The following is a 24,537-nucleotide window of genomic DNA, read 5'->3' as shown; positions in this document are numbered from 1 at the left end:
GCCCAGCTCAGGAGGTAGGCATGGTAACTGCACCGTCAGATACGAGTTTAGAGTCCTATGAAGGGCAGTTTGGCACCTTTGTAATTACCTCAGATGATCGACGTGAGGTGATGATTTATCGTAGCGGTCTGGCCATAGCCGCTTTCAGCTTTGCCCTGGGTGTGTTGTTGCTCAACCTGGGAAATGGCAGCCCAGGTCTACTGTGGGCTATATCGGCCTGCTACCTGACTATGTGGTTAGGGTTAGGCATTAGTCTGTGGTTCATTCATATCTATTTGAGATCGCTACACCAAACCCTACAAGTTTTTTGGCTAATAGGCGGTCTGGCTAGCCTAGGACTTACAATCATGGTCTCCGGGCCCCTAGCTTTGACAGTTTATGAACAACCTTTGTCAATTTTTGGCGTCGGGTTTACCTTTGCCGCTTTAACCGGCATCTTTTTCAAAGAAGCATTCTGTTTTAATCGGTTAGAAACCAAACTGCTGGTGCTATTGGTGCCCAGCTTATTACTGGCCCACATGGCAGGTGCGATGCCTGCACAGGTAGGACAGGGATTATTAATTGCTTGGGCGATTTTGTTTGCTGTTTTCGCCATCCGCAAACTGATACAGCCAATTCCGCCTGATATTGGTGATAAGAGCGTATTTGACTATCTCAAACAGCAGCGGCAGCCACAGACTTAGACTGCAGGTTGAAACATTGATGACGCCAAGACGCTCAGCTGCTCAGCTATAGCCAACCATAGTCTTTATGGGCATCCTAGAATCGTTGAAGTAATAGGCAATCTAGGTTGGAACGAGCATATTGGCTGGCCTGGTCAAACATTAAAGATGTGGGGCCAGTATTGATTAAACGATTGCATGAGCGGTTTGGCTCACTGGAGCTGGCATGGCAGGCTTCTCCAGCTGACCTATTGGCTGTCGATGGCATTGGCCTGGTAATTGCCGATCATATTCGGGAGGTGCGATCGCACCTCAATCCCGAACAGCTACTCGAAAAACACGAGGCTCAGTGCCCCAACTTCTGGACACCCGCCGACACAGACTACCCCAAGCTGCTATGGGAAATCCCAGACCCACCCCCCGCCCTCTACTATCGAGGCCCGTTTCGCCCTAACAATTCCCCCAGCCTTACCGTAGCCATGGTTGGCACTCGTCACCCCAGCACCTATGGGCGACGTTGGACCCATCGACTAAGTCGTTGCCTAAGTCAACACAAGATCACTATTGCGTCCGGTCTAGCCAACGGCATTGACACCTGCGCCCATCAAAGTTGCCTGGACAACCATGGCCAGACCATCGCCGTACTGGGAACTGGAGTAGATGTCGTCTACCCCCGCAGCAATGCAAAAATCTATCAGCGCATCCTAGAAACCGGCTTGATTGTCAGCGAGTACCCCGACGGCACTCCACCAGATCGGGGGCATTTTCCAAGACGCAATCGCATCATTGCCGGTCTCAGCCATGCCACCCTAGTCACCGAAGCCCCCAAAAAATCAGGGGCACTCATCACCGCCTATTTAGCCAATGACTATGGTCGTCACGTTTATGCACTCCCCAACAGTCTGGACAATCACACCGGCGAGGGATGTTTAGCCCTCATCAATACTGGCGCAGCTATTATCCTGGGTGAAGATCCACTGGTTAAAGAACTACTCAATATTGGCATCGCCAACCGTACTATCACTAAGCCCACCATCAATAGTGATACCACTGCGGCCAACAACACTACGCAGTCATCATTATCCAACGCCACACAGACCAAGCCTGATGACACACCAGCAATCGAACTGGATATAGCCCTACAACAGCTCCTACACGTGATCCCCGACGTACCTATTAGCTTAGATAACTTAGTAAAAGCCACCCAGCTAGACACGAGTGCCCTGCTGAGTGGCCTATTACAGTTAGAGCTGGCTGGCGTTATCACCCAATTACCGGGCGGCCAGTATCAGCGTACATAGACACCGCTTGATTACAGCTTCACCCTATGCTCAACTGCCTGGATAAGTCTCCATGCCGGTGTAGGTGATCTCATAACCGGTGTAGGTAATTTCACAAGCATCCAGAGGATCTTTGACGCGGTCAAAGTTATCCACAAAAAATTCCAAAACCAGTTCCCCCAGCTCAATCATGTCGCCATCCCTGAGGGCCTGCCGTTTTTGCGGCACCAGGCGACGACGATTCAAGCGAGTTCCAGCTTGGCTACCAACATCGGCAATAAAAAATCCAGACTCAGGAGTGCAACGAATGACCGCATGGCAAGGATCGACCGTTGAATCAGCCACTGGCAAAGCACAGGTTCCAGATTTTCCTAAAAGCCAACAGGTACCGGCATGGGTGAGATGCAGCGTTTCAGAACTGCCTGTGTTAGAGACTAAAAATACAGAAGAATTAGCAATGACAGCTTGAACATAAAAGGGAGTAATTTGACAACGATCCTTAGCTTTCAATATAGAATCAGCAACGGTATTAGCAACGTCAAAATCGTTTTCGACGTTATTAAACAAAGCATCCCAAGGAAGTGATAGAACATTGTCGCTGATGACATTACCAGCTGATTTTTTCACAGGGCTGCTAGGACAGGAAGCTCTAAGCGTGGACATGGACAATGACTAAACAACTTAACAGCAACAGGCTATAAGTGCGGTCGATTGTCACCCTAATTCAGTAGATTCACAGGCAAACTGCAGTTATAGGTCAGCTTGCTTGGGGTAGGAAGATAAAAGTTAAATGAGTAGCTAATGAAAAATTGCTGTTCACCCGTAGTACCCCCCGTTGTTCAGGCTATATACAATCTCTAAGAGATGCAATTTACAACAGCGAGGGAACACATGAAAGCCCTTGTTCAATCGGACTTTATTACAAGCGCTCAGCAATCTTTTATAGGATGTGAACCTATCAAAAGGTAGTGCGTTATTTATGTCTTTTTCATTAAACCTTGCTCATCCAATATCAGTGATTTGGCGGATAGTCTTTTATAGAAGCTTTAAAAGCTATCACCAAATATTAAAATCCTCCAAGGTTAATATTTGTTCTCCTGAATCCGTAAGGCAAAACCTATGGGGGTTTCAGAAGCTTTTTGGGGGCAATATAGAAACTAGCACATCCCAAAATCATCATCACGATTTAGCTAATAAGGGCTGTATCTATTAAGGAATCATTAAGCAACTGCTGCTTGTTGGAGGGCTTCGGCTTTGACAAACGCCATTATCCGTGCACAACCCCCTTTAGATTTTATTCCTGAACGTTTTAACCCTTGGGTACGACACCTGACCAGGGGAATTTTGCCTATCTGGGTTCGCTGGCAAACCGACCTGACCAACATCAAGGTTAGAAATGCAGCTACCCTGGCCCAGCTTTATAGTGATTTTCAAACGGGGAATAACCGCTTGATAATGGCATTTCGTCATCCAGCTACCGAAGATGCCTATGGCATGGCCCATCTACTCTGGCAGGCAGTTCCTAAGGCCGCAGCACAATCAGGCATAGCACTGCAGCCAGTCCATAGTCATTTTATTTACGACCGAGGCATTCCCCTATGGGCTGGTCGCTGGGTAAGCTGGCTTTGTTCTCGCTTAGGGGGAGTATCCATCCAACGAGGCAAGCTTGATTTAGTCGCTCTGAAGGCGGCAAGAAAGCTATTAGTACAGGGGCAGTTTCCCCTGGCTGCCGCTCCAGAAGGAGGAAATAACGGCCATAACGAAATTGTTAGCCCCTTGGAGCCGGGAGTACCTCAACTAGCCTTCTGGTGTGTCGAAGATTTAGCTAAAGTTCAACGGTCGGAACCCGTCTACATTGTGCCGCTGGGGATTCAATACCGATATATCAATCCCCCTTGGGACGCGATTGATCAACTATTGAGCCAATTGGAGACCAAAAGTGGAATAGATAATTCTAGCGAACAGGTTATTCCCCCTGTAGAGTTACCCACGGCTCAAATTACAAACCTCTATGGGCGTCTCTACCGATTGGCTAAGCACCTACTGGCGTTGATGGAGGGATATTATCAACAGATTTATGGTTTAGAGCGACCCGATCCTAAATCAGACCTGGATGCGAATGAGCAGCTCGCCTTACGATTACAGCATTTGCTAAACGGGGCCTTAGCTGTGGCAGAAAAGTACTTTAATCTCAAACCTAAAGGCTCTGTAATTGATCGCTGTCGCCGTCTAGAACAGGCTGGTTGGGAGCGGATCTTTCGCGAAGATTTGAGGGAGGAAGCGGCGCTTTCCTCAGTAGAGCGAGGGCTGGCGGATCGAATTGCGGAAGAAGCCGATCTGCGGATGTGGCATATGCGGTTGGTGGAAAGTTTTGTGGCGGTAACCGGGCGCTATGTATTGGAAAAGCCGACGGCGGATCGGTTTGCGGAGACGGTGTTGTTATTGGCGGATATGGTGACACGAATTCAGGGCAAAAACCCGTTTCCTCGGCCATCTCTGGGCAAACGGGAAGCACTGCTGACGGTGGGAGAGCCGATTTGCGTTAGCGATCGCAAAGATGATTACAAACAAAGCCGCCGTAAAGCAGTCGCCACGTTGACCAAGGATTTACAGATATCTTTCGAAAATCTGATTGTGGACAGTAGTGAATTTTGAAGTCAATGATTCAGTAAATGGTTTAGAGCAAGTGGCTCAACATAAAAAGGGTGAGGTGTCAGCAGAATAGACATAATACCCACCCGGCTGACCACCCTATTTTCCCCAAGGAAAAGGCAAAAACCGGTGCTAGCTTACTCGTATCCGCTGCATCAAAACGGCCATCACCTCGTTGGGTTGCCCGGCTGGCAATGGCTTACCCCAGACATTAGGTATACCAGATCCGAATTCATCAAACCCGATTAAAAATGGCCGGTTCTGTAGGGGCATTCCCTGGTGGATGCCCTGCGATATCGGACGCTATCAGTCAGGATTTCGTATAAGACGCACAACAATCGGGCTGCCAAAAATTAGATGGCACACATGTTCGTACCCATAGTCGGGTAAAACGTTCTGATACTGGGCAATCAGGTGCGTTGAGCCATAATCAGAGCAACATCCGTTTCCCAAGAAAGTGTGTTTCTCAGCTCTTTGAGATAGGAGTTGCGAACAGTGGCTAGATCTTGGCTCGATAAATCTTTTGCCAAATGCATCATGTAGCGAGAATTATCAGCAAACCAGCGCTGCTGCAACTGTGGAGTGAGAGTGAGTTCGTTTGATAGCTGCAGCAGTTCAATTTCAGCGGTTAAACCACTATCTACAAACCAATCAGACACTGTTGGCAGATCCCAATACTGTTTTGGATCATCAGTGTAGAGCCGATCTTCTGTCTGCTGCAGCTGCTGAAAAAGTTTGGGGGGTAAGGCCCGAGGAGGCAGCAAACTATAGAGCCGCAGGGTGCGAAAGGGAATCGTTTCTGCCAGGACTAGTTTGCCGCTTGGGGCTAAGTAACCGGCCAATTGCTTGAGAAACTGGGTGCGATCGCAAGCCCCTTTAAAAACATTTCGTCCCACAATGCCATCAAACATGACGTCCTTTGCCTTAGTTTCCAAGGCATTAGCCAGGGCATCTAAAGAGCTAGAGAACAGTTTGGGTCGAGTCAGCGTATCTAAAAATTGCGCCTGTTCACCCATAGCCTGGCGAATTTGATCGGTCGCCGCGCGGGCATAGACGCCACCTTCAGGAACCTGGCGTAGAGCTTCCCAGGTGAGCAGGCCAGCATTAAGGTCGAGCAAGACATGGTGTCGCTGGGGTTTGAGAGTGGCATAGACGCGATCGCACACCTGCCGCAGCTGCTCTCCCGCATTGCCAAGGGTTCGCTGCAGCCACTGTTCTTGCGCCTTATCTGTGGGTCCAAAGGTGAGCACCTCTGGCAAATCTGCCTCCATCACTGCCGCCAGCTGCGCTTCCCGTTTGCGGGTCACCTCCAGCCGAATCGCATCTTCATAGCCCTGATTTGACGGCTGATAAAACACCTGGCCCTGGAGACTACCGGGTAAATACTGCTGTTCGACCCAGTGATCTCGGTAAGCATGGGGATAGAGATAGCCTTGGCCATGACCAAATTCTTGTTTATCGCGATTGGCATCCCGCAGTGGATTAGGCACCTCTGCTTCCCGCTCTTTTTCAACGGTGGCCAGGGCATCAAAAAAGCCCATAACGCTATTGGACTTAGGGCACGTGGCCAGGTATAACGCCGCTTGCGCCAATGGATAACGACCTTCTGGCATACCTACGCGGTCAAACGCCTGGGCGCAGCTGTTGACTACCACCACCGCATGGGGGTCCGCCAACCCCACATCTTCCCCGGCAAAAATCACCATGCGTCGAAAAATGTAGCGGGGGTCCTCGCCGGCGTAGACCATCCGGGCTAACCAGTAGAGGGTGGCATCGGGATCAGAACCGCGCATGCTTTTAATAAAGGCGCTGATGGTGTCAAAGTGGGCGTCGCCTTCTTTGTCATAAAGGACGGCCCGCTGCTGGATGGATTCTTCAGCAACTGCCAGGGAAATGTGAGCATCTGGCGTGGTCTCTACCGCTAGTTCCAGAGCATTGAGCAGGGCGCGGGCATCACCGTTGGCCACATTGGCTAGATGGTCGAGGGCATCATCGTCGATCTGGACAGTGCGATCACCATAGCCCCGTTCTTTATCTGTCAGTGTTTGCTGCACAATCTGGCGCAGGTCGTCGAGTTCTAGGGGCTTGAGCTGAAACACTCGCGACCGGCTGACCAAAGCCTTATTGACTTCAAAATAGGGATTTTCAGTGGTGGCTCCAATTAAAATAACCGTGCCGTTTTCTACCCAGGGCAATAGGGCATCTTGTTGGGCTTTGTTAAAGCGGTGGACTTCATCCACAAAGAGGATAGTGCGTTGGCCCTGCTGTCCACGCAGGTCTTGGGCGGTTGCGATCGCACTCCGAATATCCTTAACACCAGCCAGCACCGCATTAATAGCAATAAAGTGGGCCTTGGTTGTATTAGCAATTACCTGGGCCAGAGTCGTCTTACCTGTGCCTGGTGGTCCATAAAACAGCAGCGACGACAGCTGATCCGCCTGAATTGCCCGACGTAGCAATCGACCAGGACCGACGATAGCATCCTGCCCTACATAGTCATCCAGACTGCGCGGACGCATACGCGCCGCCAGGGGCGCTTCTTTATCTATTAACGTTTGCCGATGTTGCTCAAACAAATCCATAGACCAACATCAAAAAGCTGTTTAACGATTGCTAATTTAGGGAATGAGTCGAGCTGAAGTTTTGACGATTTGACTATCCCTTATAACTAAAGCCACCTCAAGGAGCAGCAATACAGCTGTTTAAAGCGTCAGCGCCCCCATAAAGGAGGCGCTGAACACTGAAAACAATTTGCCTAAAATTCCCTAGCAGTCGCTAGCCCTACATGCCACCAAAAATTGCTTGTAGAGGTAGCAGATGAGGACTCTGAGTTAGCAAAAATGCAAACACAGCGCCACCGCAGCCGCCAATAAAGAAACCGCTGGCAAAGTTGCTCCAACCTTCACGAGTCGCATAGGACTCAGGAGGGTTAGGAGTTGTCAGTGTGCCCTCAGGTCCATCAGGATTAGTAGCACTGTATATCGCAAGCGCTACAGTCAGGATAAAGACAAAGCTCACCGCAGACAGTGCACCAGCTACAGCACTGTAGTCGGTATTGCGCAAGGGACCTAATAAAGCAAAAGGACCATAGAACCAGTAGCCATGGGCAATACCCACTTCTAGGCCACGGCTAAACGGAGACAAGCCTGCACGGTAAGCAGGCAAATTATTAATGTAAGTACGTGCAACCGCAGAGGAGTTAATCGGAGTCGCAACGTTACCCACTTCGGGGGCTCCAGTTGCGCTTGCAAAACTAGTTGCCATAAGAACGTCTTCCTATGTAATGGACAGTCGTAAGACGGGAAATTCGAATTTATAACACTGACCAAATCGCTGAGGCTATGAGTCACCCCTAATACTGCCATTCCCAGAAACCTAGAAATAGCGCAGCACCGACATGACACACCAGCGCCCTGGCCGCATCTGAGCCCAATAATCTCACAGAAGCTAACCAAACATGAGGAATGCAACAGCTTTGTTAAGCACGAATAGGTACAACGTTAAATTACTTAACAGTTCAGGGAGCGGCCATCAGAAATTAGCATCGGGGAAAATTCTTGTAGGGACATTCCCTGGTGGCAGCCCTGGCGTATCTCTGGGATACACAGAAATATTCTCTTTTGACAGCAGATCAGGACTCTTGCCAAGAAAACTTCGGCTGACTTCGCTGTAGTTCAAGGCATATCGCTAATCTCGTAGCGCCCCATATACGCTTCGTTACACTCATTGGCTTTGGGGAATAGGCTAGTCACAATCAAAAGATGACGTCGTATGAGAAAACGTCAGCCTGTGGAGTGTGGTATGTGGCTAAAAATTCCGGTTGATCTAGAAACCGATGCAGCTCACGCTTATCTTTTGGATGAGTTAGATCGCTGGATAGGACTGGGCCTACTGTCTGAAGAGCAAGTGATTGGGATTGGGCACAAGCTATGTAGTCAGCTGCCAATTCCCTATCAAGTTCCAGTCGAGGAGCGACAAGCATTGCCTGAGGAAACGGCGGCAGAGGCTGTCAGGGGTGAAGCCACAACAGCTGCCAGGTCCCCTCTATTTTCAGGCTTTAAATCACGTCTGATGCAGTCATTTCTGGCAGAAGTTAGCGTGCTGTGGCTGCTGTTTTTAGGCGTGTTTTTGGTAATAGTGTCGTCAGGAGTGTTGGCCGCCAGCCAATGGCAGTCTTTTTCGCCTCTGGGCCAATATGCCATTTTGCTGGTCTATACCCTCGCCTTTGGTGGCGCTAGTTGCTGGGCAGCCGGTCAAGCCAAACTACAAACTACAGCCCAAATGCTGAAGGCGGCAACACTGCTCCTGATTCCCTTAAACCTGTGGATGATGGATGATTTGAGACTGGCACATACAGCAGTCGGATTGGCCAGTTTAGCCAGCATTGGCTTAAGTGTCCTCACCCTGGCACTAGCCTCATCAAGACGCACCGGGTTGAATTTACTGGGTTTGAGTTGGTTGCACTGGGGATGGGGCTTGGGACCATGGCCAGTGCTAGCAACCTACTTGGGCACTTTAGGCAGCGCTGTCAATCTGGTCTGGGCAGCTGATAATACTCAAGTTTCTGAAACAGATGAACCCCAAGGGTCGGTGTCTCAGTCGGCAAGCATTTTAGTTGCGATCGCACTGCTCATTCTCCTAACCCGCAGCCTATGGATAGCCCAGGTTCCTCTGTCTCAGCTGGGACTAGCCCTGGGTGTAGGTGGATGGATGCTCCTAAGACTGCACTATCCCCTGTGGCCTCAGGTAGGGGCAGGGTTAATGTTCTTCGGCTGGCTGGTCACCATTCCACAGCAGCCAATGCAGGCATTAGGGGTCAGTGGCTTAGCAGTTTGGCTCCTGCTGAGACGCTTAAAACACCAACCTGAAATAGGTCATCAGCTGCGTACCTTATATCTGCTGTGGCTGATCGGACTGCAGGCCTGTGGATTAGTTTGGTTAACCTTACCCATCGGCCTCCGACAGACCCTGCTCACGGTAGTTGAACGCTTTGGCATCGCACCTGTCAACGCCATTCATTTTGCAGGTTTGTGGATGTATGGCTATGTCGGGGTGATGCTGCTGGGAGCTAAAAGTTTTCGGCAAAGAGACCAGATTGCCTGGGCACAGCTGACTGAGAAACTAGCCATTGGCATCAGTCCCGTATTGGTGCTTTGTACACTACCCCAGGCTCAATCATTTTTGTTAATGCTAAGTCTGATTGGGCAAACGCTCACGCTCGGGATGATTACCCGTCTGCGTCGACCTGCTACTAAATGGCTAATTTACAGCACCCACCTATCAGCGATTGTTACCTGCCTCAGTGGTGTGGATATTATCAGCGGCTGGTTGGGCAACTGGAGTACCTGGCAATACGCTCTGATCTTTCTGGGCCTGACAACAGTGGAATGGTGCATCAGTGTTGCTGATACTCGTTACCCGCAATGTCGCCAGTCAGCCTGGTATCTGGGCATTGGACTAAGTGTCATCGCTTACAGCCTTTTGCTAAACACCTGGAGTAGCTGGTTCAACCTGAGCTGGTTGGTAGTGCCTGGGGTACTGACTTGGCTGCTCTACCGACGGGAAGCCAGTTCTCCCCAACAGATCACAACACTGGCGGTCGTGGCTTTAGGGGGACAGCTTTTCCTGCTCAGTTCCTGGCAGACAGCTACGATTGCCTTATTTACAGGGGCTGGACTCCTGCTAATCCATAGCTGTCGCTGGCCTAGGCAACCGTCGCTGCCCGTCCTGGCCGTGGGCTTTGCTGTTGGGGGTGGTCATACGGGTGCTCTTTGGCTGCTGTCACCAGCATGGCCGGAGAAGAGTGCTCAGTTCCTTCTAGTCGTGGCCTTCTTGGCCTCTATTCTTAGCATTCTGGCTCGACAGCTCAGCCGCCAATCACGGCCCTTGCTACAAGCCTACGGTGCGGCCAGCCAGGGCTGGAGTCAAACGTTAGCGATCGCATTACATCTCGGCCTTACTCTGATCACGGCCCTCGTCTATAGTCTGGGTCCCAATTTCATCGATTGGATTATCGGCGCTAGTGGAACTGAATTATTTTTACGCTACGGTATAGCAGCCGTCATCCTATTGCTATCGAGATTGGTCAGCAAACGGCTAACAAATCTCAACTACTGGGAGCTGGCCTTTGGGGTAGGACTGCTAGTGACCATGGGGCTACTGCTTTGGCAACAGGAGAGCAGTCCTCAAATATTAGGAGCTGCCATGGTGGCATTGGGGCTCTTAACCCAGCTGCTAGGCACACTCTCTGTAGCCAGAAGACAGCCAACTTATCCATCAAGCTGGCACTACATCCCGTTGACTTACGGTGCTCTAGGTCTAGCACTGGGACATCTAAGCTTCACAGCAGCCACCGGTTTCTATGCAATTGTTGTGGGTATTGTGACCCTGGCCATCGGTAGCCGCCAAGCGGATTTACACCCTTTAAGGTATGGCGGTCTTGGGCTGCTTTCCCTGGGTATCTATGAGCTGGTGATATACCGGATGCTACAGACTAGTGGTGGGCAGCCAGGGGATGGATTCACGTTACTAGCCTTGGTAGGAAGTGCGATCGCAGCTCTGTATTTGCTCTGCCATCGCTGGGTGCAACGTTACAGCCAGCTGACAGCCACTGAAGTCAATATCGTCTCGCTATTCCATTGGTTGCTAGCGGTGACATTAGCCGCCATAGCCATGGTCAGCGGTCATAGTCGTCTAGGCCTATGGCTTTGGCTAAGCACAGCCAGTTTGTTGATCCTCTATGCCGGACTCCGAGGTAACTATCACTGGGTTTCTGCCCCGGAGCTTAACGATGCCCCCAGCGATCGCCGTCCAAACCAACAACAATGGACCTGGAGTGGTTTGATAATCGCCACCATTAGCCTGCCCTACGGCACGGTGCAGCTGCTACCAAATCCAACGTTTATTGGGGGCTGGGGAGCATTACTGACCTGTGGTCTGAGCCTGATCATACTCAGATTACCCTGGCAACGCTGGGGATGGCCTATACGCCCCTGGCAACGCATGGCCTTGAGTTGGCCAGTCATGGCAACTCTTCTCAGCATACTTACGGTGAAAACCCAGAGCCTGCTACTGGTGGGAGCCTTTTATGCACTCATGGCTAAACAGTGGCGGGCAGTCCGCCTGAGCTATATCAGCTTGGGATTACTCAACTGGTCATTATTACGCTACCTCATCAACCAGGGATGGATGACGCCACTATGGCTAGGCACCATGCTAGGGCTATCCGTGTTGTACATCCTCGAAGTAGATTCTCACTGGCAACCTGTTTCAGCTCGTCAAGAACGCCATCGTTTACGAAGCTTTGCCACCCTACTGATAGGGCTAACAGCTTTGTTTCAGGCTGAAACGACTTCCCCCCTGTTTATCGGCCTGAGTCTGCTGATTAGTGGAGGCTTTATTGGCATTGGTCTGATGATGCAGGTACGCGCCTATCTCTATACCGGGACCCTCACCTTTGTCCTACAAATATTGCGTACCATCACAATATTTATCAGTACCGATGGTCGCCTGCTCTGGGCTATCGGCATTCTGCTCGGTATTGCCCTCATTTGGGTAGCCGCCACATTTGAAGCACGCCGGACCCAGATTAGTCAGCTTCTCAATCACTGGTCTGACCTGCTCGGCAGCTGGGAGTAGATCACCCCCACAAATTTGGGTAAATAAGCCATTCATCATGGCTAACGGCCTTACCATTTAGCGCTAACCTAGCATCCATAGTTACCTGTGCCGTGTGAACCAATGTCAGCACCTTTGGACAAAATGCTGCAGTTTATTGACGATTACCAGCAGCAGCGCCCCCGGCAATCATCAATTCAAATTGTGCGGTCTTTGCGGGCTTACACCCGCGCTTCCTATGCCAATAGATTTTGGGAGATGGTAGCGGGTAGCAATCCGGACTTCATCAGCGGTGAGTTGGACAACCAATCCGTTGTGCTTATGGAGCAGAGTATTGACTTTGCTCACTTTATGGCAGCCTTATCAGACCAAACTTGGGGAGGCAACCTGAAGTCCACCCTCACAGATGGTTTTCTGTGGGTCACGTCAAAGGTGTTCACTGGACGGGGCTATGACAGTCGTGAATATACTGCCGCCATTGGTGATACAGCCCAACCCATTGAGGTGTATCTCGACAAACAAGGTGCTGCCAACTATCAGCCAGAGCTTTTCAACGACCTGTTAAACAAATTTGCATCTGAACAAGACTATGCATCTGACCTAGTGGCCTTTGCCGTTGGACGACTGCTGTACGAAACCCCTGACTTGTCAGTCAAAGCCGCTATTCTGGAAGCTCGCTGGCTAAACTACGCCAACACCGTGCGGCGTTACCTGGTGGATATGTTTGGTGCCAGGGTATCCCCTGAAGGCATGATTATTAATGGTTCAGAAGTCCGTTCACGTATTTCTGAACGAATTCGGGCCTATCTATTAATCAAACGCGATGTAATTAAGGGCAGCATATTTAATCGCACCTATCGTCAACGCATCCGGCCTGCTCTAATTGAGCATGCTACCGATCATTTTATTCACTATCTCCAGCAGGCTTTAGTTAAGCCGCAGGGCTCCAACAACTAGGCAACTATGGCTTTTCTCAATAGTCCAGCCGTAAAGTAATTCAGAATAATTTGCGAAAAGAAAAATCGGTCCCTTGCAGAACCGATTTAAAAAGTCTTTTGACTTTGCGTTTATCTCTCATTTGGAGGTGGTTGAAAATGCGGGGTGCGCACTGTCTAATCAATCTCCGTACGACATTGTAACAATCAGTACACTTTTTTCTGTGATGAATCTTTACTAAATTGCGATGAGTTCATGTAGTAGTTACTCAGTAAAACTACTCAAAGGTTGCCATCCAATGCGTTGACCCATCAAACTAAATTAATAAGACAAAAGAAAAGTCAGGAAATCTTGATGCATTAACGGGAAAAACCCTAGATTTTGTATAAACTTTGTCCGTATCTGGCGACGTCGTTGTTTTGTGGAGCTAACTTAGGTCAACGAGCTTGACACAGCAAGGTCACACTCAAATCTAGCCTCTGTCGATGATAATGAGGGAGGTCTGCCAGCCCTGTTCTCCAATTCTCCCTATTTTCCCTTGCAAATTACGTTTCTTGGTACGAGTTCCGGTGTTCCTACTAGGGCACGCAATGTGTCAAGCGTTGCGCTGCGACTGCCTCAGCGTGCGGAAGTATGGCTCCTGGATTGTGGTGAAGGCACCCAACATCAGTTTCTCAAAAGCGACTTGAAGTCTAGCCAGATTCGCCGCATTTTTATCACCCATATGCACGGTGATCATATTTTTGGCCTGATGGGGCTATTGGCTAGCTGTGGCCTAGCAGGCAACGTATCGCGGATTGATATTTATGGTCCGCCCAAATTGAATGAGTATTTGCAGGCTTGCCGTCGTTACTCCCAAACCCATCTGTCCTATCCGTTTAAGGTGCATACGGTAGAACCTGGCAAGGTACTGGATGACGGTGAGTTTACGGTTTATTGTCAGCGACTAGAGCATCGGGTTCCAGCCTTTGGCTATCGTATTGTGGAAAAAGATCGCGTAGGTCATTTTGATGTCAAACGGGCTACAGCATTAGGAATTGCACCAGGACCGATCTATGGACGGCTGAAACGCGGTGAGGTGGTAACTCTGCCGGATGGTCGCATGATTAATGGTACTGAGCTGTGCGGAGAGACTATTCAGGGTAGAAAATTGGTGTACTGCACCGATACGATTTTTTGCGATCGCGCTATTGAACTCTCCGAACACGCCAGTGTACTCATCCACGAATCGACCTTTGCCCACCAGGATGCTGAGCTAGCCTATCAGCGACTCCATTCCACATCTACTATGGCGGCTCAGGTCGCTCTAGCCGCCCAAGTGAACCAACTAATCCTCACTCACTTTAGCCCTCGTTACGCCCCTGGCAACACAATTCAGCTTAAGGACTTACTGTCAGAAGCTAAAGCAATTTTCCCAAATACACTGATGGCCCACGACTTTTACGTTCATGACGTAGAGCGAACGGTGAGCTGATCACTCATAAAGCGAGGGCTGACAAACCCCTCGACAATAGGGAGCTGCCCATGTCTATTTTTCATCGTTGTTAACAACAACTTTGCTGACATCACCAGGCTGATGATCTTCAGATGCGCATTTATGGGGCTGATCACAGCGAGGATGCTCATTTAGCCGCGTTTTCAGCCGACTAAAGTGTCTTCTGTTATTAATTGGCATGTGAGGAGCAGGCAGGTCATCATTGGGCCAAGTATCGATATCGCCACAGGGGCAAAGCTGAGCCACTGGCATCACTGCAGACATGGCTGTTGGAATGCTACAGCGGGGACAACTAGTAATTTCCCATTGCGGGGATAGCAGCTGCTCAATAGTCTCCTGAGTACCTTCCAGGTAACAATCACGACCCTCAATAGCCATAATTGATCGCCAGCAATCTTGAAACGCCCGGCTAAATTGATGACCTTCTAATACTGGAATTGGTCTCTGAATACTCCGCCCATTCTTGATGTGCACCGATTTACCTAGCTGGAACCAATAAGCTAAATAATCTTGAACTTCTCTAAGGGACGCCATAGACCACCTCGTACTGTGAAACAACATTTACTACAGCACGTTGACTGTCACAGTTTTATCCTAACGCTCCATTTTTAGAAGAACGCAGACGTTAACCTATTCTCAATGTATGTGATATGTGCACATATTCAGATGGTTCTGATTCATTCCCCTGTTCTCATGCTGCCGTCCTTCGCCAAAAGATTAAGCCTTGGGCGGCAGCGGTGTACCGAACTGCGTTAGGTCGAGGGCATAACCACCCGTAACTAGATAGACTTGAGTTGAGATCGCACCAACCCGTCGCACCAAATCCCCAAGCCGATCCCGAAATATACGCCCCAGGGGATGGGCAGGCACCACGCCCCAACCAGTCTCTTCAGCTACCAAAATCACATCACAAGGAGGCGCACTGAGAATGGCAATGAGTTCCTCAACACATTGGTACCAGAATGACTCATCCTGATCGAGAAGGTTGGCCAACCAGGTCCCCAAAGAATCTACTAATAAGCAATCGTTTTGGTCGGCAGCTTGGATAGCTTGTACCAGGTTTTTAGGCACTTCTTTGGTTTGCCAGCCTATGGGTCGACGCTTTTGATGCCGCTCAATACGCTGCTGCCACTCAAGATCGTCGGCAGATACTGTTGAGGTGGCAATGTAAATCACTGATTTTTGACTTTGTTGAGCCCAATGTTCAGCCCATTCACTCTTACCAGAACGGGTTGGACCTGTCACCAAAATCACCTTAGACATTAAACCGAATCATGGTTAGGCTGACTACTATTCCCATGGGCTGTGGCATGTCCTTCATAGAGCCAGGCAGCCAGAGAAATAGCTAATCCAACCGCTGGTCCTGCCCAAAAGATAATTAATTCAACGCCGCTCATTGGTATATCCTGCGTGCTAACTGTGCCAATTATTCCACTGGTACAGCACAGATTACATCGGCGGATGCACTCAAAATCAATCCCGTTGATGTAACGTCATCCTAGGCAAATAATCGGATCAGTCGGGTGCTGGGGTATGCTGCCGACGCTCTAACCACCAAAAAACGGAAACCCAGAGAACCACAAGCACAAGGGCGGCTACAGTGAATTGGGCCACCCACCCCACCAGCGTAGCCAGGGGAATTAAGCGACCTACAAAAAATGCCAAGGTCACCATGGCAGTGCCCCACAGGCTAGCCCCTAACAAATTACATAATAAAAACTTCCAATAGGGCATTTGGGCAATCCCCGCTAAGGGACCAGCGAAAATACGCAGTAACGCTACAAATCGGCCAAAAATCACTGCTTTATCGGCATTCTGACTAAACTGTTCTCGAATATTGACCAGGGCCGCTTCATCAATGCGAAATAGACTGCCCAACTTCAATAACAAAGGCCAGCCGCCATAAAACCCGATCCAGTAGCCCATACTATCGCCAAGGACAGCACCTGCGATCGCACTGGACAAAACCCAACGATAGAGAAGTTCTTCACTACCAGCTAAAAAGCCACCGACCAGGGTCACGGTTTCTCCTGGCAAGGGCAACCCCATATTCTCAAGCATGATGCCAAAAAAAATGGCCCAGTAGCCATAGTCTTGGGCCAATGCTTCGATCGTTTCGAGGGAAAAAAAGTCAAACGTCAGCGAGACAGTATGCATAGAGGCGGGTTTATCTTTCTTCTATTTTATTCATTTTTTCTTACAGTCGTGGGAACTGACGTGATGAAAACCACTGAATTTCATCTAAATGACCGTATACGATCCCATTTCTATACAAAGAAGTGACCGTAAAAACCCTAACCTCACCAGCAAAATCATCATTTAAAAAACCTTCCCCGTGGGGAAGGTTTATGACCAAGTTAAAGGATTAATCACCGCTAAAAATTAAGCTTCGGAAAAGCTAGCCATTGGCGTAACTCCTAACATGGATTGAGGAAATGTAGGTAAATCAAGACAGTGCTGCGTACGACGAGTTCTCACAGCCAAACGGTAGCTAACATTTTGCAACTCTGCATTCAGCTGACGATTCTCCTGCTGAATACGAGCAACCCGCTCCTTAACCGCCAGCATCCGCTCAGAGAACTTTTGCTTATAAATTTTCGGGAGTTCTTGTACCACCTGCTCCAACATTCGAGTGCGATCAGTCAGCTCCTGAACTGTCTGTCGCATTTGATGAATCTCCTCATCCCGGCTTTTAATCTGATCCTGGTAAAACGCTACCTGAGTTTCCACACCCTGGAGCTGCTCCCGCAAAGCCCTAACCTCAGCCTGATGACGATCAGAAACATCCGCTGACGGCAAAAAGTCCTGATTACCTTTAACCAGGCGAAAGAGTTCTTGAGACAGCTGTTGGACCAGCTGATCTCTCATGTGCAACTCTTCTTGCAAACGAGCAACTTCCACCTGAGCATCAGATGTTCTTAACTTAGTCAATTGGGCCACGAGATCACTCCTACAGTAATAACAAGGACTTCTAAAGCTGTTGCCAACTAATTCAAATCGTTGACTAGCCAACAGCGGAATTACTAACAGGTAAACATTGAGAAAACCAGCAGCTTAAACCAAAAGCATCCTGGCATACCAGCAGACAATTACGATGCTGACGATTAAAAATCCCAACATTGGCAAAAATCAACCATGTAAAATTGGCAGACCAAAGGCACACACAGCTACTTGCCTTAAGGGGATTAAAACTCTAACACCCGAGTGCCCACAAATTTAGCACCAATTTCGCAAAATGCAAGGCTTTTATACTTTAGGTTTGTAATTTTCTCCAAAAGATAGAAGGTCGTAGCTCCTCTAACGGAACCACAACCCTCTATCTAAAAAATATTTACGTCAGGCTCAAGATCAATCAATCGTTAGCTAAAACCCTGCTAAGTGAACCTAAGAACCTAGAGGTGCAGCCTGAGAAGGAGCCTCATCAGCTTCAGCTTCTTGAGGTTCGTCAACTACTAGAGTCAGATAGCGAATAACATCTTCACTCAGACGCATATCCCGCTCCATAGGAGCAATTGTGTCTCCGGGTGCCTGATAATTCATCTGAATATAGATACCTTCGCGGTAGCGATTAATTTCGTAGGACAACCGCCGCTTGCCACGATGCTGGGTTTCTAAGACCTCACCACCCTTATCCTTAATCATGCCCTGGTATTTACCAATGGTATTATCGACAGCCTCATCGCTAATATCAGGCCGCAGAATATACATCGTTTCGTAAAAATTACTCATGCTACTCCTTGTGGACTCAATGGCTTGGCTACCAGTCGCAGCCAAGCAAGGACTTATCATCCTAACAGGAATACAGCACGGTTCAACATGACTAGACCAACTAGCTAAGCCCTCTAGATCCTTTAAAATCTGCCGATTTGGATATTGACAGCTTCTGAAATAGTAGGAATCTCTGGATAGCGACCCATTAAACACTGAAAAATTGAGTAGCCAACCGCCGCTAAGCCACCAAACAGCAAGACGTTGTAGAAAGAATCAATGATTAGTTCTAGACCAGGAAGCTGAAGCAAGCCCAGTAAAAGGCCACCAATAGAAATAATGAAACCAATTAAAATTGCCTGTAGTGTGTTGAAGCGAATAAAGTGACTGATATTTGGATTCCGCACCACTAACAGGAACAGAGCAAAGAAGACCACAAGTGAGCCTAGACCCAATGGCATTAAACTGTAAGCAATCCTAACAGGTGTAGTCAAAAGCCAGAGAACCTCACCTACAGGGGCTAACACTGGGAAGTTTGCAATCAGCTTAAAAAGGGCTCTGCCTACAAGAATAGCGTCAAGCAAAGGCAAGAGGTAGGGCAAGCTTCCAAGGAGCTTGTCCGAGGTTTCAGTTGTGCTGCGCCAAGTCATAGGAATACTTGAAAAGGAATAAAGTAGTAAACAAAAAGCGTTGCAGCAGTAACGGAAACTGCACAAGCTACCGTAATTGCCCAAAGCTTTCCTCAGCATAGCGCAGCTTTTCTCAGGCGTCGTACGGTTTCTGTAAAGTCATTACGTCTACCAGACGGCCACACGGACAGCAACTCGCTAAATCTCGCACTGCTGAAATGATTCGATATTGGCTAACCGAAACCCCATCTGACACTGGTATTGAGGCAACGTTGTAGCCGATTCTAATTGGCTGGCACAGCCTAACTTGCCATCACGTACCCGAGGCTGACCACTCTGATTAGCCATTAGACAACTGCCGCAGACAGCCGTTGACGGAATCACCTGATTGTCTAGCAGAATCACCAACATAGTATGACACCCCACCTAAGACAGGCTATAAGCCCATCTTAGGCGAGGTGTAGATGTATTGCGCATAACTTTGTTCAGTTTTTAACTGAACGCAAGCAATAAACCTTATTAAGCAGATGTTTCAATCTGGCGACGACGACGAGCACGACGGCTACGCTGACGACGCGGTTCTTCTGCAGCCATGTAAGATGACTCCTCTTCACCACGCATCCAAGCTGGGCGAGTCTGATCGTAAGCCATTTGCAAAGCTGCCGCCGCAACTGTGTGGGGATCGTACTCTTCAGTAAGCTGAGAAACGATAGGCAAAAATGAGGCTAGGCGTTCACTAGTAACGGCCTCTTTGACCTGCTTCTGCAATTTCTCAAGAGAACGAGCAGCAATTTCCGCGCGAGTAGGCACTTTGCAAAAATCTAGTTCTTGCTTGAGGCGACGCTCAATCTGACGTAGCTGATACTTTTCTAAGGGATGAACAATGGAAACAGCTCGACCTTCTTGACCCGCACGACCGGTTCGACCAATGCGATGGACATAGCTGTCTAAATTATCAGGCAGCTCATAGTTAATCACATGGGTCAAGTTGTCCACATGAATACCTCGAGCAGCAATGTCGGTAGCCACTACCCACCGGACCTGTCCCTGCTTAAAGCGCAACAACAGACGCTCTCGCTGAGCCTGATTGAGATCACCGTGATATTCGTCCACACTGTGACCAGCAAACTGCAGCTGACGAGTTAGTTCGGCGGCAGTACGACGAGTTCGCACAAAAATAATGGCCGATTCTGGATCTTCCATTTCCAGAATCGGCATGAGGGCACGGGGCTTACTCCAACCGGGGGGCACTACATAGGCGAGCTGAGTAATCCGCTTAGGCGCTGTGTTTTGAGCCTTAACCTTAACGGTAACTGGCGACTTGAGAAATTTGGCAGCCAGCTCACGTATTGCCGGTTCCATAGTGGCAGAGAAAAAGGCTGTTTGCCGCTCTGCAGGAGCATGACTGAGAATATTTTCAACGTCCTGGATAAAGCCCATATTGAGCATTTCATCCGCTTCGTCTAAGACTAACCAACTAAGTTGTTCAAAACTGAGCGCGCCTCGACTGAGTAAATCTAAAATTCGCCCCGGGGTGCCCACTACCATATGTACACCACGACGTAGCTGACTGAGCTGACGTTCGATGGATTGACCACCATAGACAGGCAATATCCGCAGCTGAGAGCTGTGCTTGAGGCCTTGCACAGCCTGGCAAACCTGCATGGCAAGCTCACGGGTAGGTGTCAGCACCAATGCCTGTACAGCACGCTTATTGACATTCAGCTGCTCCAAAATAGGTAGGGAAAAAGCAGCCGTTTTGCCAGTTCCAGTCTGGGCTAGACCCACGACATCATGCCCGGCAAGCATGTGAGGAATTGCTTGGGCTTGAATAGGGGTAGGCTCTTTAAAGCCAAGTTCATCCAAATGTTGAGCTTGGGGTTCAGACAACCCGAGGTCAGCAAAAGACAATGTCATTTAGACTCCTTTGAGGTCAATTGAGTGCAGGCGGGATTTTTAAAGAGAAACACTTGCAGGCGTTGGCATGAGAGCATTGGTATGGTCGGTCGCGACAGTACCAAAGAGGTCATAGGTGTCCGCTCCAGTAATCTGTACAGGTACTATCTGCGCCAAGGGGGGTGCACCTTTGACATAGACCAGACCATCAACATCGGGAGCAAAACGAGCAGATCGGCCAATGCATTGATCCTGGCTGGGGTTCTCTTGCTCAACCAAAACATCCACAACTCTGCCAATTTGCATTTGATTCCGCCTAAAAGAAATTTCCTGCTGAGTCAGCATCAGATCTTCCCGCCGCTGATGCATCACTGCTGGATCAATTTGATTTGGTAAATTAGCTGCTGGGGTCCCCGCTTCAGCAGAAAAGGTAAATACACCAACGTGATCAAACTCATGACGTTGTATGAACGCCTTGAGATGATCAAAATGAGACTCTGTTTCGCCTGGGAAACCAACAATAAATGTGGTGCGTAGGACGGCATCCGGCAAAGCAGTTTTTAGCCGTTGAATAATGTCATCATTTACGCGTCCCTGCCAGGGTCGATTCATTGCCCGTAGTATCTCTGGGTGAGAATGTTGCAAAGGCAAATCTAAATAAGGCAAAACATTAGGCGTCTCACGAATGGCATCCAGCACATCCGGGGTTAGCCCCGTAGGATAGGCATAATGCATCCGAATCCAAGGAACGTCCACATCACCCAAAGCTCGCAAAAGCTCTGCCAGCTTGGGTTTACCGTAGAGATCAACACCGTAGTTGGTGGTAATTTGCGAGATCAATACCAATTCCTGCACACCTTCAGCAGCGAGCTGATGCGCTTCGGCCACAATTGACTCGATCGGTCGAGAGCGTTGATTACCGCGCAAATGGGGAATTATGCAAAAAGCACAGCGATAGTCACAACCTTCAGCAACTCGAACATAGGCTACTCCTTCGCTAGTGGTGCGATAGCGGGGAACCGTTTCGTCGGCAATGTAAGTTGGCTCGCTAGAAACAGCTTTAACCCGTTCGCCTGCTTCAGCGCGCTCAATGACATTAACAATTCGGTGATAGTCTCCTGTGCCTACTAATGCAACAGCTTCTGGAATCTCGTCAAGCAGCTCCGATTGAAAATGCTGAGCCAGGCATCCTGTGATCACAACTTTTTTCTTCGCCTCTGCCAGCTCTACCAGGGTACGAACCGACTCTCGACGAGCATCTTCTATAAAGCTGCAGGTGTTAACGATAACGTAATCGGCAAGCTCTTCATTTGCATCAACTTGGTAACCAGCTTTAACGAGCAGTCCCAGCATATGCTCAGTGTCAACTCGGTTCTTCTCACAACCCAGGTGAGAAATGGCGACAGTTGGTTTACGAACCATAAATTCTTGTGAGAAACAAAATGCTAGTCTCCGAAGCAGGCGTTGCGATCGCACGGATGACTTAGCACCCTACCCTATCATCCAAAATTTGAACAGATAGCGATTGTTTTTGCCCAACTAAAGAAATTATAACATAACTATACAATTCTGTGGAATGCCCATGGAAAAAGTTGATTTGCTTAGGAAACCTTGTCACTGTGTCTGAGTGAAAAAATGCTTGCAACTCCCCATGAGGGCTTAATCTGGATAAGCCTCATCAATCTTGGCACATCCTGCTGATTTCAGCTCAGCTGCTTGCAATGATGGCAAACAATTCAATTCTTGTTCAATTTTTGAGATCTTGTGGAGTTAAACGAACTTTTTAAGACATCAACCCCTGTGATTGGGGTAGTGCATCTGCTGCCCCTCCCGACATCCGCTCGCTGGCAAGGCTCCTTACAGATGGTCATAGACCGGGCCGTACAGGAGGCCGTTGCCTTGGCGTCCGGTGGTGTTAATGGCATTATTGTAGAAAATTTTTTTGATGCACCGTTTACTAAGGGCGCTGTTGACCCTGCAGTGGTCAGCGCCATGACCATTGTCGTTAGTCGGCTACGGCAGCTTGTAGCCGTCCCTATTGGCCTCAATGTTTTGCGCAATGACGCCCACAGTGGCTTGGCGATTGCCGCCTGTACAGGAGCCGAATTTGTTCGGGTGAATGTGCTAACCGGAGTGATGGCCACCGATCAGGGCCTAATTGAGGGGGATGCGCATCAGCTGATGCGCTATCGTCGTGAACTTGGTGTCGATATCAAGGTATTTGCGGATGTGTTGGTCAAACATGCCGCTCCTGTGGGTACACTCGCTACGGAAACAGGGATGGCCAATGTTGTGGCCGATACTATTCATCGAGGCTTAGCAGATGCCGTGATTGTCTCTGGTGGAGCTACAGGCCATCCGCCCACGAGTCAAGATTTGGCAAAGGCGAAAGCGGCTGCGGGCGAAACACCGGTTTTAATCGGCAGCGGTGCAACCGTAGACAATATTCACCAGCTGATACAGTCGGCGGATGGTGTGATTGTTTCTAGCTCTTTGAAACGGTGGGGGCAGATTGAGCAAGCCGTAGATCCTAACCGTGTCGGTCAATTTATGGATGAGATCGCATCACCAACCTAGGGATATGCCATGGTACATCTCCACATTGATGATTGTGGCATATCATTACCGAAGCCCCTATTTTTTGTCTAATATGCAGTCGGGGGAGCAGATTATCTACCTGGGTCTATCCTGCCTTTTGTTTATCTTGATGAGCTTAGAGTTATCTATAAACTATGGGACGTCGCCGTAAAGAAACTCGTGGAATTTACCGTTGGTCGCGCCCAGCTATTGGTGCGATCGCAACCGTTGGAGCCCTGGGCACAGGCTATCTAACGGTAATTAAGTTGATGGGTAACGATGCTGCCTGTCCTGTAAAGGGCTGCGATCAGGTGTTAAACAGTGCCTACGCCGAAGTTTTTGGGATTCCGCTAACGCTGTTTGGCTGTCTCGCCTACTTGTCTATGGTGGCGTTATCCCTAGGACCATCATTGATTAGTAAAGACATCAAACAACGCCAAAAGCTAGAAAATCTAACCTGGCCACTCTTATTTGTTGGCGCGACAGGCATGATGGTCTTTAGTGGATATTTAATGTATCTACTGGCTACAGAGCTACAGGCCGCTTGCCTCTATTGCATTGCTTCTGCTGTCTTTACAGCGCTTATGTTCCTGCTCACTCTTCTAGGGCGTCAGTGGGAAGATCAAGGAGCGCTCGCCTTTCGCGGCATCATCATCGGCGTAGTCACCCTAGTGGCCACCATTGGCATGTATTCCATCAGTATTAATGGACCAGCGGCAACTGCAGCAGGCAATAGCGGTCCTGCAGTTACAACCATCTCCGGCCCAGCAGAAGTAGCCTTAGCCAAGCATCTCCAAGAAGTGGATGCAAAGATGTATGGCGCATACTGGTGTCCTCACTGCTTTGACCAAAAGCAGCTATTTGGCCAAGAAGCCAAAAAGTATATGCCCTACATTGAATGCGCTGATGATGGCGCTAACTCTCAGGCATCCCTATGTCGTGCTGTTCCTGAAGTCACTGGCTTTCCTACATGGGAAGTCAATGGTCAATTTTTAGCGGGGACTCAAACATTAGAAACCCTGGCATCCGCATCTGGTTATCAAGGTCCGACGGACTTTAAGAATTAAATTTTCGTAGGGAATTAA

The 24,537-nt window shown here is 49.1% G+C and carries 21 protein-coding genes; 8 read left to right on the top strand and 13 right to left on the bottom strand.

The annotated features are described in order from the left end of the window. Window positions 1–20 precede the first annotated feature (20 nt). Both N836_RS56465 and dprA read left to right on the top strand, forming a co-directional pair. Window positions 21–683, top strand: coding sequence for a DUF2301 domain-containing membrane protein (locus N836_RS56465; RefSeq protein ID WP_023073702.1), 663 nt, complete (start codon window positions 21–23; stop codon window positions 681–683). A gap of 107 nt (window positions 684–790) precedes the next feature. Beyond that, a complete protein-coding gene (dprA, locus tag N836_RS56460) occupies window positions 791–1,963 on the top strand; it encodes a DNA-processing protein DprA (RefSeq protein WP_023073701.1) in 1,173 nt (390 codons plus the stop codon). Window positions 1,964–1,993: 30 nt separating this feature from the next. On the opposite strand, the gene N836_RS0138465 is transcribed toward dprA, so the two are convergent. Continuing rightward, a complete protein-coding gene (locus N836_RS0138465; RefSeq protein WP_023073700.1) occupies window positions 1,994–2,569 on the bottom strand; it encodes an FHA domain-containing protein in 576 nt (191 codons plus the stop codon). Between the two features lie 627 nt (window positions 2,570–3,196). Here N836_RS0138465 and N836_RS56455 point away from each other — a divergent pair. Further along, the gene (locus tag N836_RS56455) at window positions 3,197–4,597 is read left to right on the top strand and encodes a phospholipid/glycerol acyltransferase (RefSeq protein ID WP_023073699.1); all 1,401 of its coding nucleotides are present in this window, start codon (window positions 3,197–3,199) and stop codon (window positions 4,595–4,597) included. Between the two features lie 407 nt (window positions 4,598–5,004). Here N836_RS56455 and N836_RS56450 read toward each other — a convergent pair whose 3' ends face one another. Beyond that, window positions 5,005–7,176, bottom strand: coding sequence for an AAA family ATPase (locus N836_RS56450; RefSeq protein WP_023073698.1), 2,172 nt, complete (start codon window positions 7,174–7,176; stop codon window positions 5,005–5,007). Window positions 7,177–7,375: 199 nt separating this feature from the next. Next, window positions 7,376–7,858 carry a photosystem I reaction center subunit XI gene (locus N836_RS56445; protein ID WP_023073697.1) on the bottom strand — a complete coding sequence of 161 codons (483 nt, stop codon included), beginning with the start codon at window positions 7,856–7,858 and terminating at the stop codon, window positions 7,376–7,378. Between the two features lie 507 nt (window positions 7,859–8,365). Between N836_RS56445 and N836_RS56440 the strand changes: the two genes are divergently transcribed. From N836_RS56440 to N836_RS56430, 3 genes are all read left to right on the top strand, one after another. Continuing rightward, window positions 8,366–12,232 carry a hypothetical protein gene (locus tag N836_RS56440; protein WP_152532179.1) on the top strand — a complete coding sequence of 1,289 codons (3,867 nt, stop codon included), beginning with the start codon at window positions 8,366–8,368 and terminating at the stop codon, window positions 12,230–12,232. A gap of 102 nt (window positions 12,233–12,334) precedes the next feature. Next, window positions 12,335–13,168: a hypothetical protein gene (locus tag N836_RS73495; RefSeq protein ID WP_152532178.1), complete on the top strand. Its 834-nt coding sequence runs from the start codon at window positions 12,335–12,337 to the stop codon at window positions 13,166–13,168. Window positions 13,169–13,685: 517 nt separating this feature from the next. Continuing rightward, window positions 13,686–14,621, top strand: a complete 936-nt coding sequence (locus tag N836_RS56430) for a ribonuclease Z (protein ID WP_031293138.1) — start codon at window positions 13,686–13,688, stop codon at window positions 14,619–14,621. Window positions 14,622–14,675: 54 nt separating this feature from the next. Here the strand turns inward: N836_RS56430 and N836_RS56425 are convergent, their stop codons facing one another. From N836_RS56425 to rimO, 10 genes are all read right to left on the bottom strand, one after another. Beyond that, the gene (locus N836_RS56425) at window positions 14,676–15,176 is read right to left on the bottom strand and encodes a hypothetical protein (protein WP_023073693.1); all 501 of its coding nucleotides are present in this window, start codon (window positions 15,174–15,176) and stop codon (window positions 14,676–14,678) included. A gap of 183 nt (window positions 15,177–15,359) precedes the next feature. Further along, on the bottom strand, window positions 15,360–15,905 hold the full coding sequence (gene cobU, locus N836_RS56420) for a bifunctional adenosylcobinamide kinase/adenosylcobinamide-phosphate guanylyltransferase (protein ID WP_023073692.1): 546 nt from the start codon (window positions 15,903–15,905) through the stop codon (window positions 15,360–15,362). Beyond that, window positions 15,905–16,039, bottom strand: coding sequence for a hypothetical protein (locus N836_RS77915; RefSeq protein ID WP_023073691.1), 135 nt, complete (start codon window positions 16,037–16,039; stop codon window positions 15,905–15,907). Before N836_RS77915 ends, cobU begins: the two co-directional genes overlap by 1 nt. Window positions 16,040–16,157: 118 nt before the next feature. After that, window positions 16,158–16,799, bottom strand: coding sequence for a DedA family protein (locus N836_RS56415; RefSeq protein ID WP_023073690.1), 642 nt, complete (start codon window positions 16,797–16,799; stop codon window positions 16,158–16,160). 225 nt (window positions 16,800–17,024) lie between these two features. Continuing rightward, window positions 17,025–17,582 carry an Npun_F5560 family protein gene (locus tag N836_RS56410; RefSeq protein WP_023073689.1) on the bottom strand — a complete coding sequence of 186 codons (558 nt, stop codon included), beginning with the start codon at window positions 17,580–17,582 and terminating at the stop codon, window positions 17,025–17,027. Window positions 17,583–18,026: 444 nt separating this feature from the next. Continuing rightward, on the bottom strand, window positions 18,027–18,371 hold the full coding sequence (gene rpsF / locus N836_RS56405; RefSeq protein ID WP_031293135.1) for a 30S ribosomal protein S6: 345 nt from the start codon (window positions 18,369–18,371) through the stop codon (window positions 18,027–18,029). Between the two features lie 122 nt (window positions 18,372–18,493). Then, window positions 18,494–19,084, bottom strand: coding sequence for a Tic20 family protein (locus tag N836_RS56400; protein ID WP_235071115.1), 591 nt, complete (start codon window positions 19,082–19,084; stop codon window positions 18,494–18,496). A 93-nt stretch (window positions 19,085–19,177) separates the two neighbouring features. Further along, window positions 19,178–19,390, bottom strand: coding sequence for a hypothetical protein (locus N836_RS56395; RefSeq protein ID WP_023073686.1), 213 nt, complete (start codon window positions 19,388–19,390; stop codon window positions 19,178–19,180). 108 nt (window positions 19,391–19,498) lie between these two features. Then, the gene (locus tag N836_RS56390; protein WP_023073685.1) at window positions 19,499–20,896 is read right to left on the bottom strand and encodes a DEAD/DEAH box helicase; all 1,398 of its coding nucleotides are present in this window, start codon (window positions 20,894–20,896) and stop codon (window positions 19,499–19,501) included. Between the two features lie 39 nt (window positions 20,897–20,935). Continuing rightward, entirely contained in the window at window positions 20,936–22,297 is a 1,362-nt protein-coding gene (gene rimO / locus N836_RS56385; RefSeq protein ID WP_031293134.1) for a 30S ribosomal protein S12 methylthiotransferase RimO, read from the bottom strand. A 342-nt stretch (window positions 22,298–22,639) separates the two neighbouring features. Between rimO and btpA the strand changes: the two genes are divergently transcribed. Both btpA and N836_RS56375 read left to right on the top strand, forming a co-directional pair. Continuing rightward, window positions 22,640–23,452 (top strand): photosystem I biogenesis protein BtpA, encoded by an 813-nt coding sequence (btpA, locus tag N836_RS56380; protein ID WP_023073683.1) that lies wholly within the window; start codon window positions 22,640–22,642, stop codon window positions 23,450–23,452. 155 nt (window positions 23,453–23,607) lie between these two features. After that, on the top strand, window positions 23,608–24,519 hold the full coding sequence (locus N836_RS56375) for a vitamin K epoxide reductase family protein (protein ID WP_023073682.1): 912 nt from the start codon (window positions 23,608–23,610) through the stop codon (window positions 24,517–24,519). Window positions 24,520–24,537: the final 18 nt, after the last annotated feature.

It is taken from the genome of Leptolyngbya sp. Heron Island J, assembly GCF_000482245.1.
In the GTDB taxonomy this organism is placed as follows: Bacteria; Cyanobacteriota; Cyanobacteriia; order Phormidesmidales; family Phormidesmidaceae; genus Leptothoe.
Note: the sequence above shows the minus strand (reverse complement) of the source record. Positions and strands in the feature narration are given on the sequence as shown.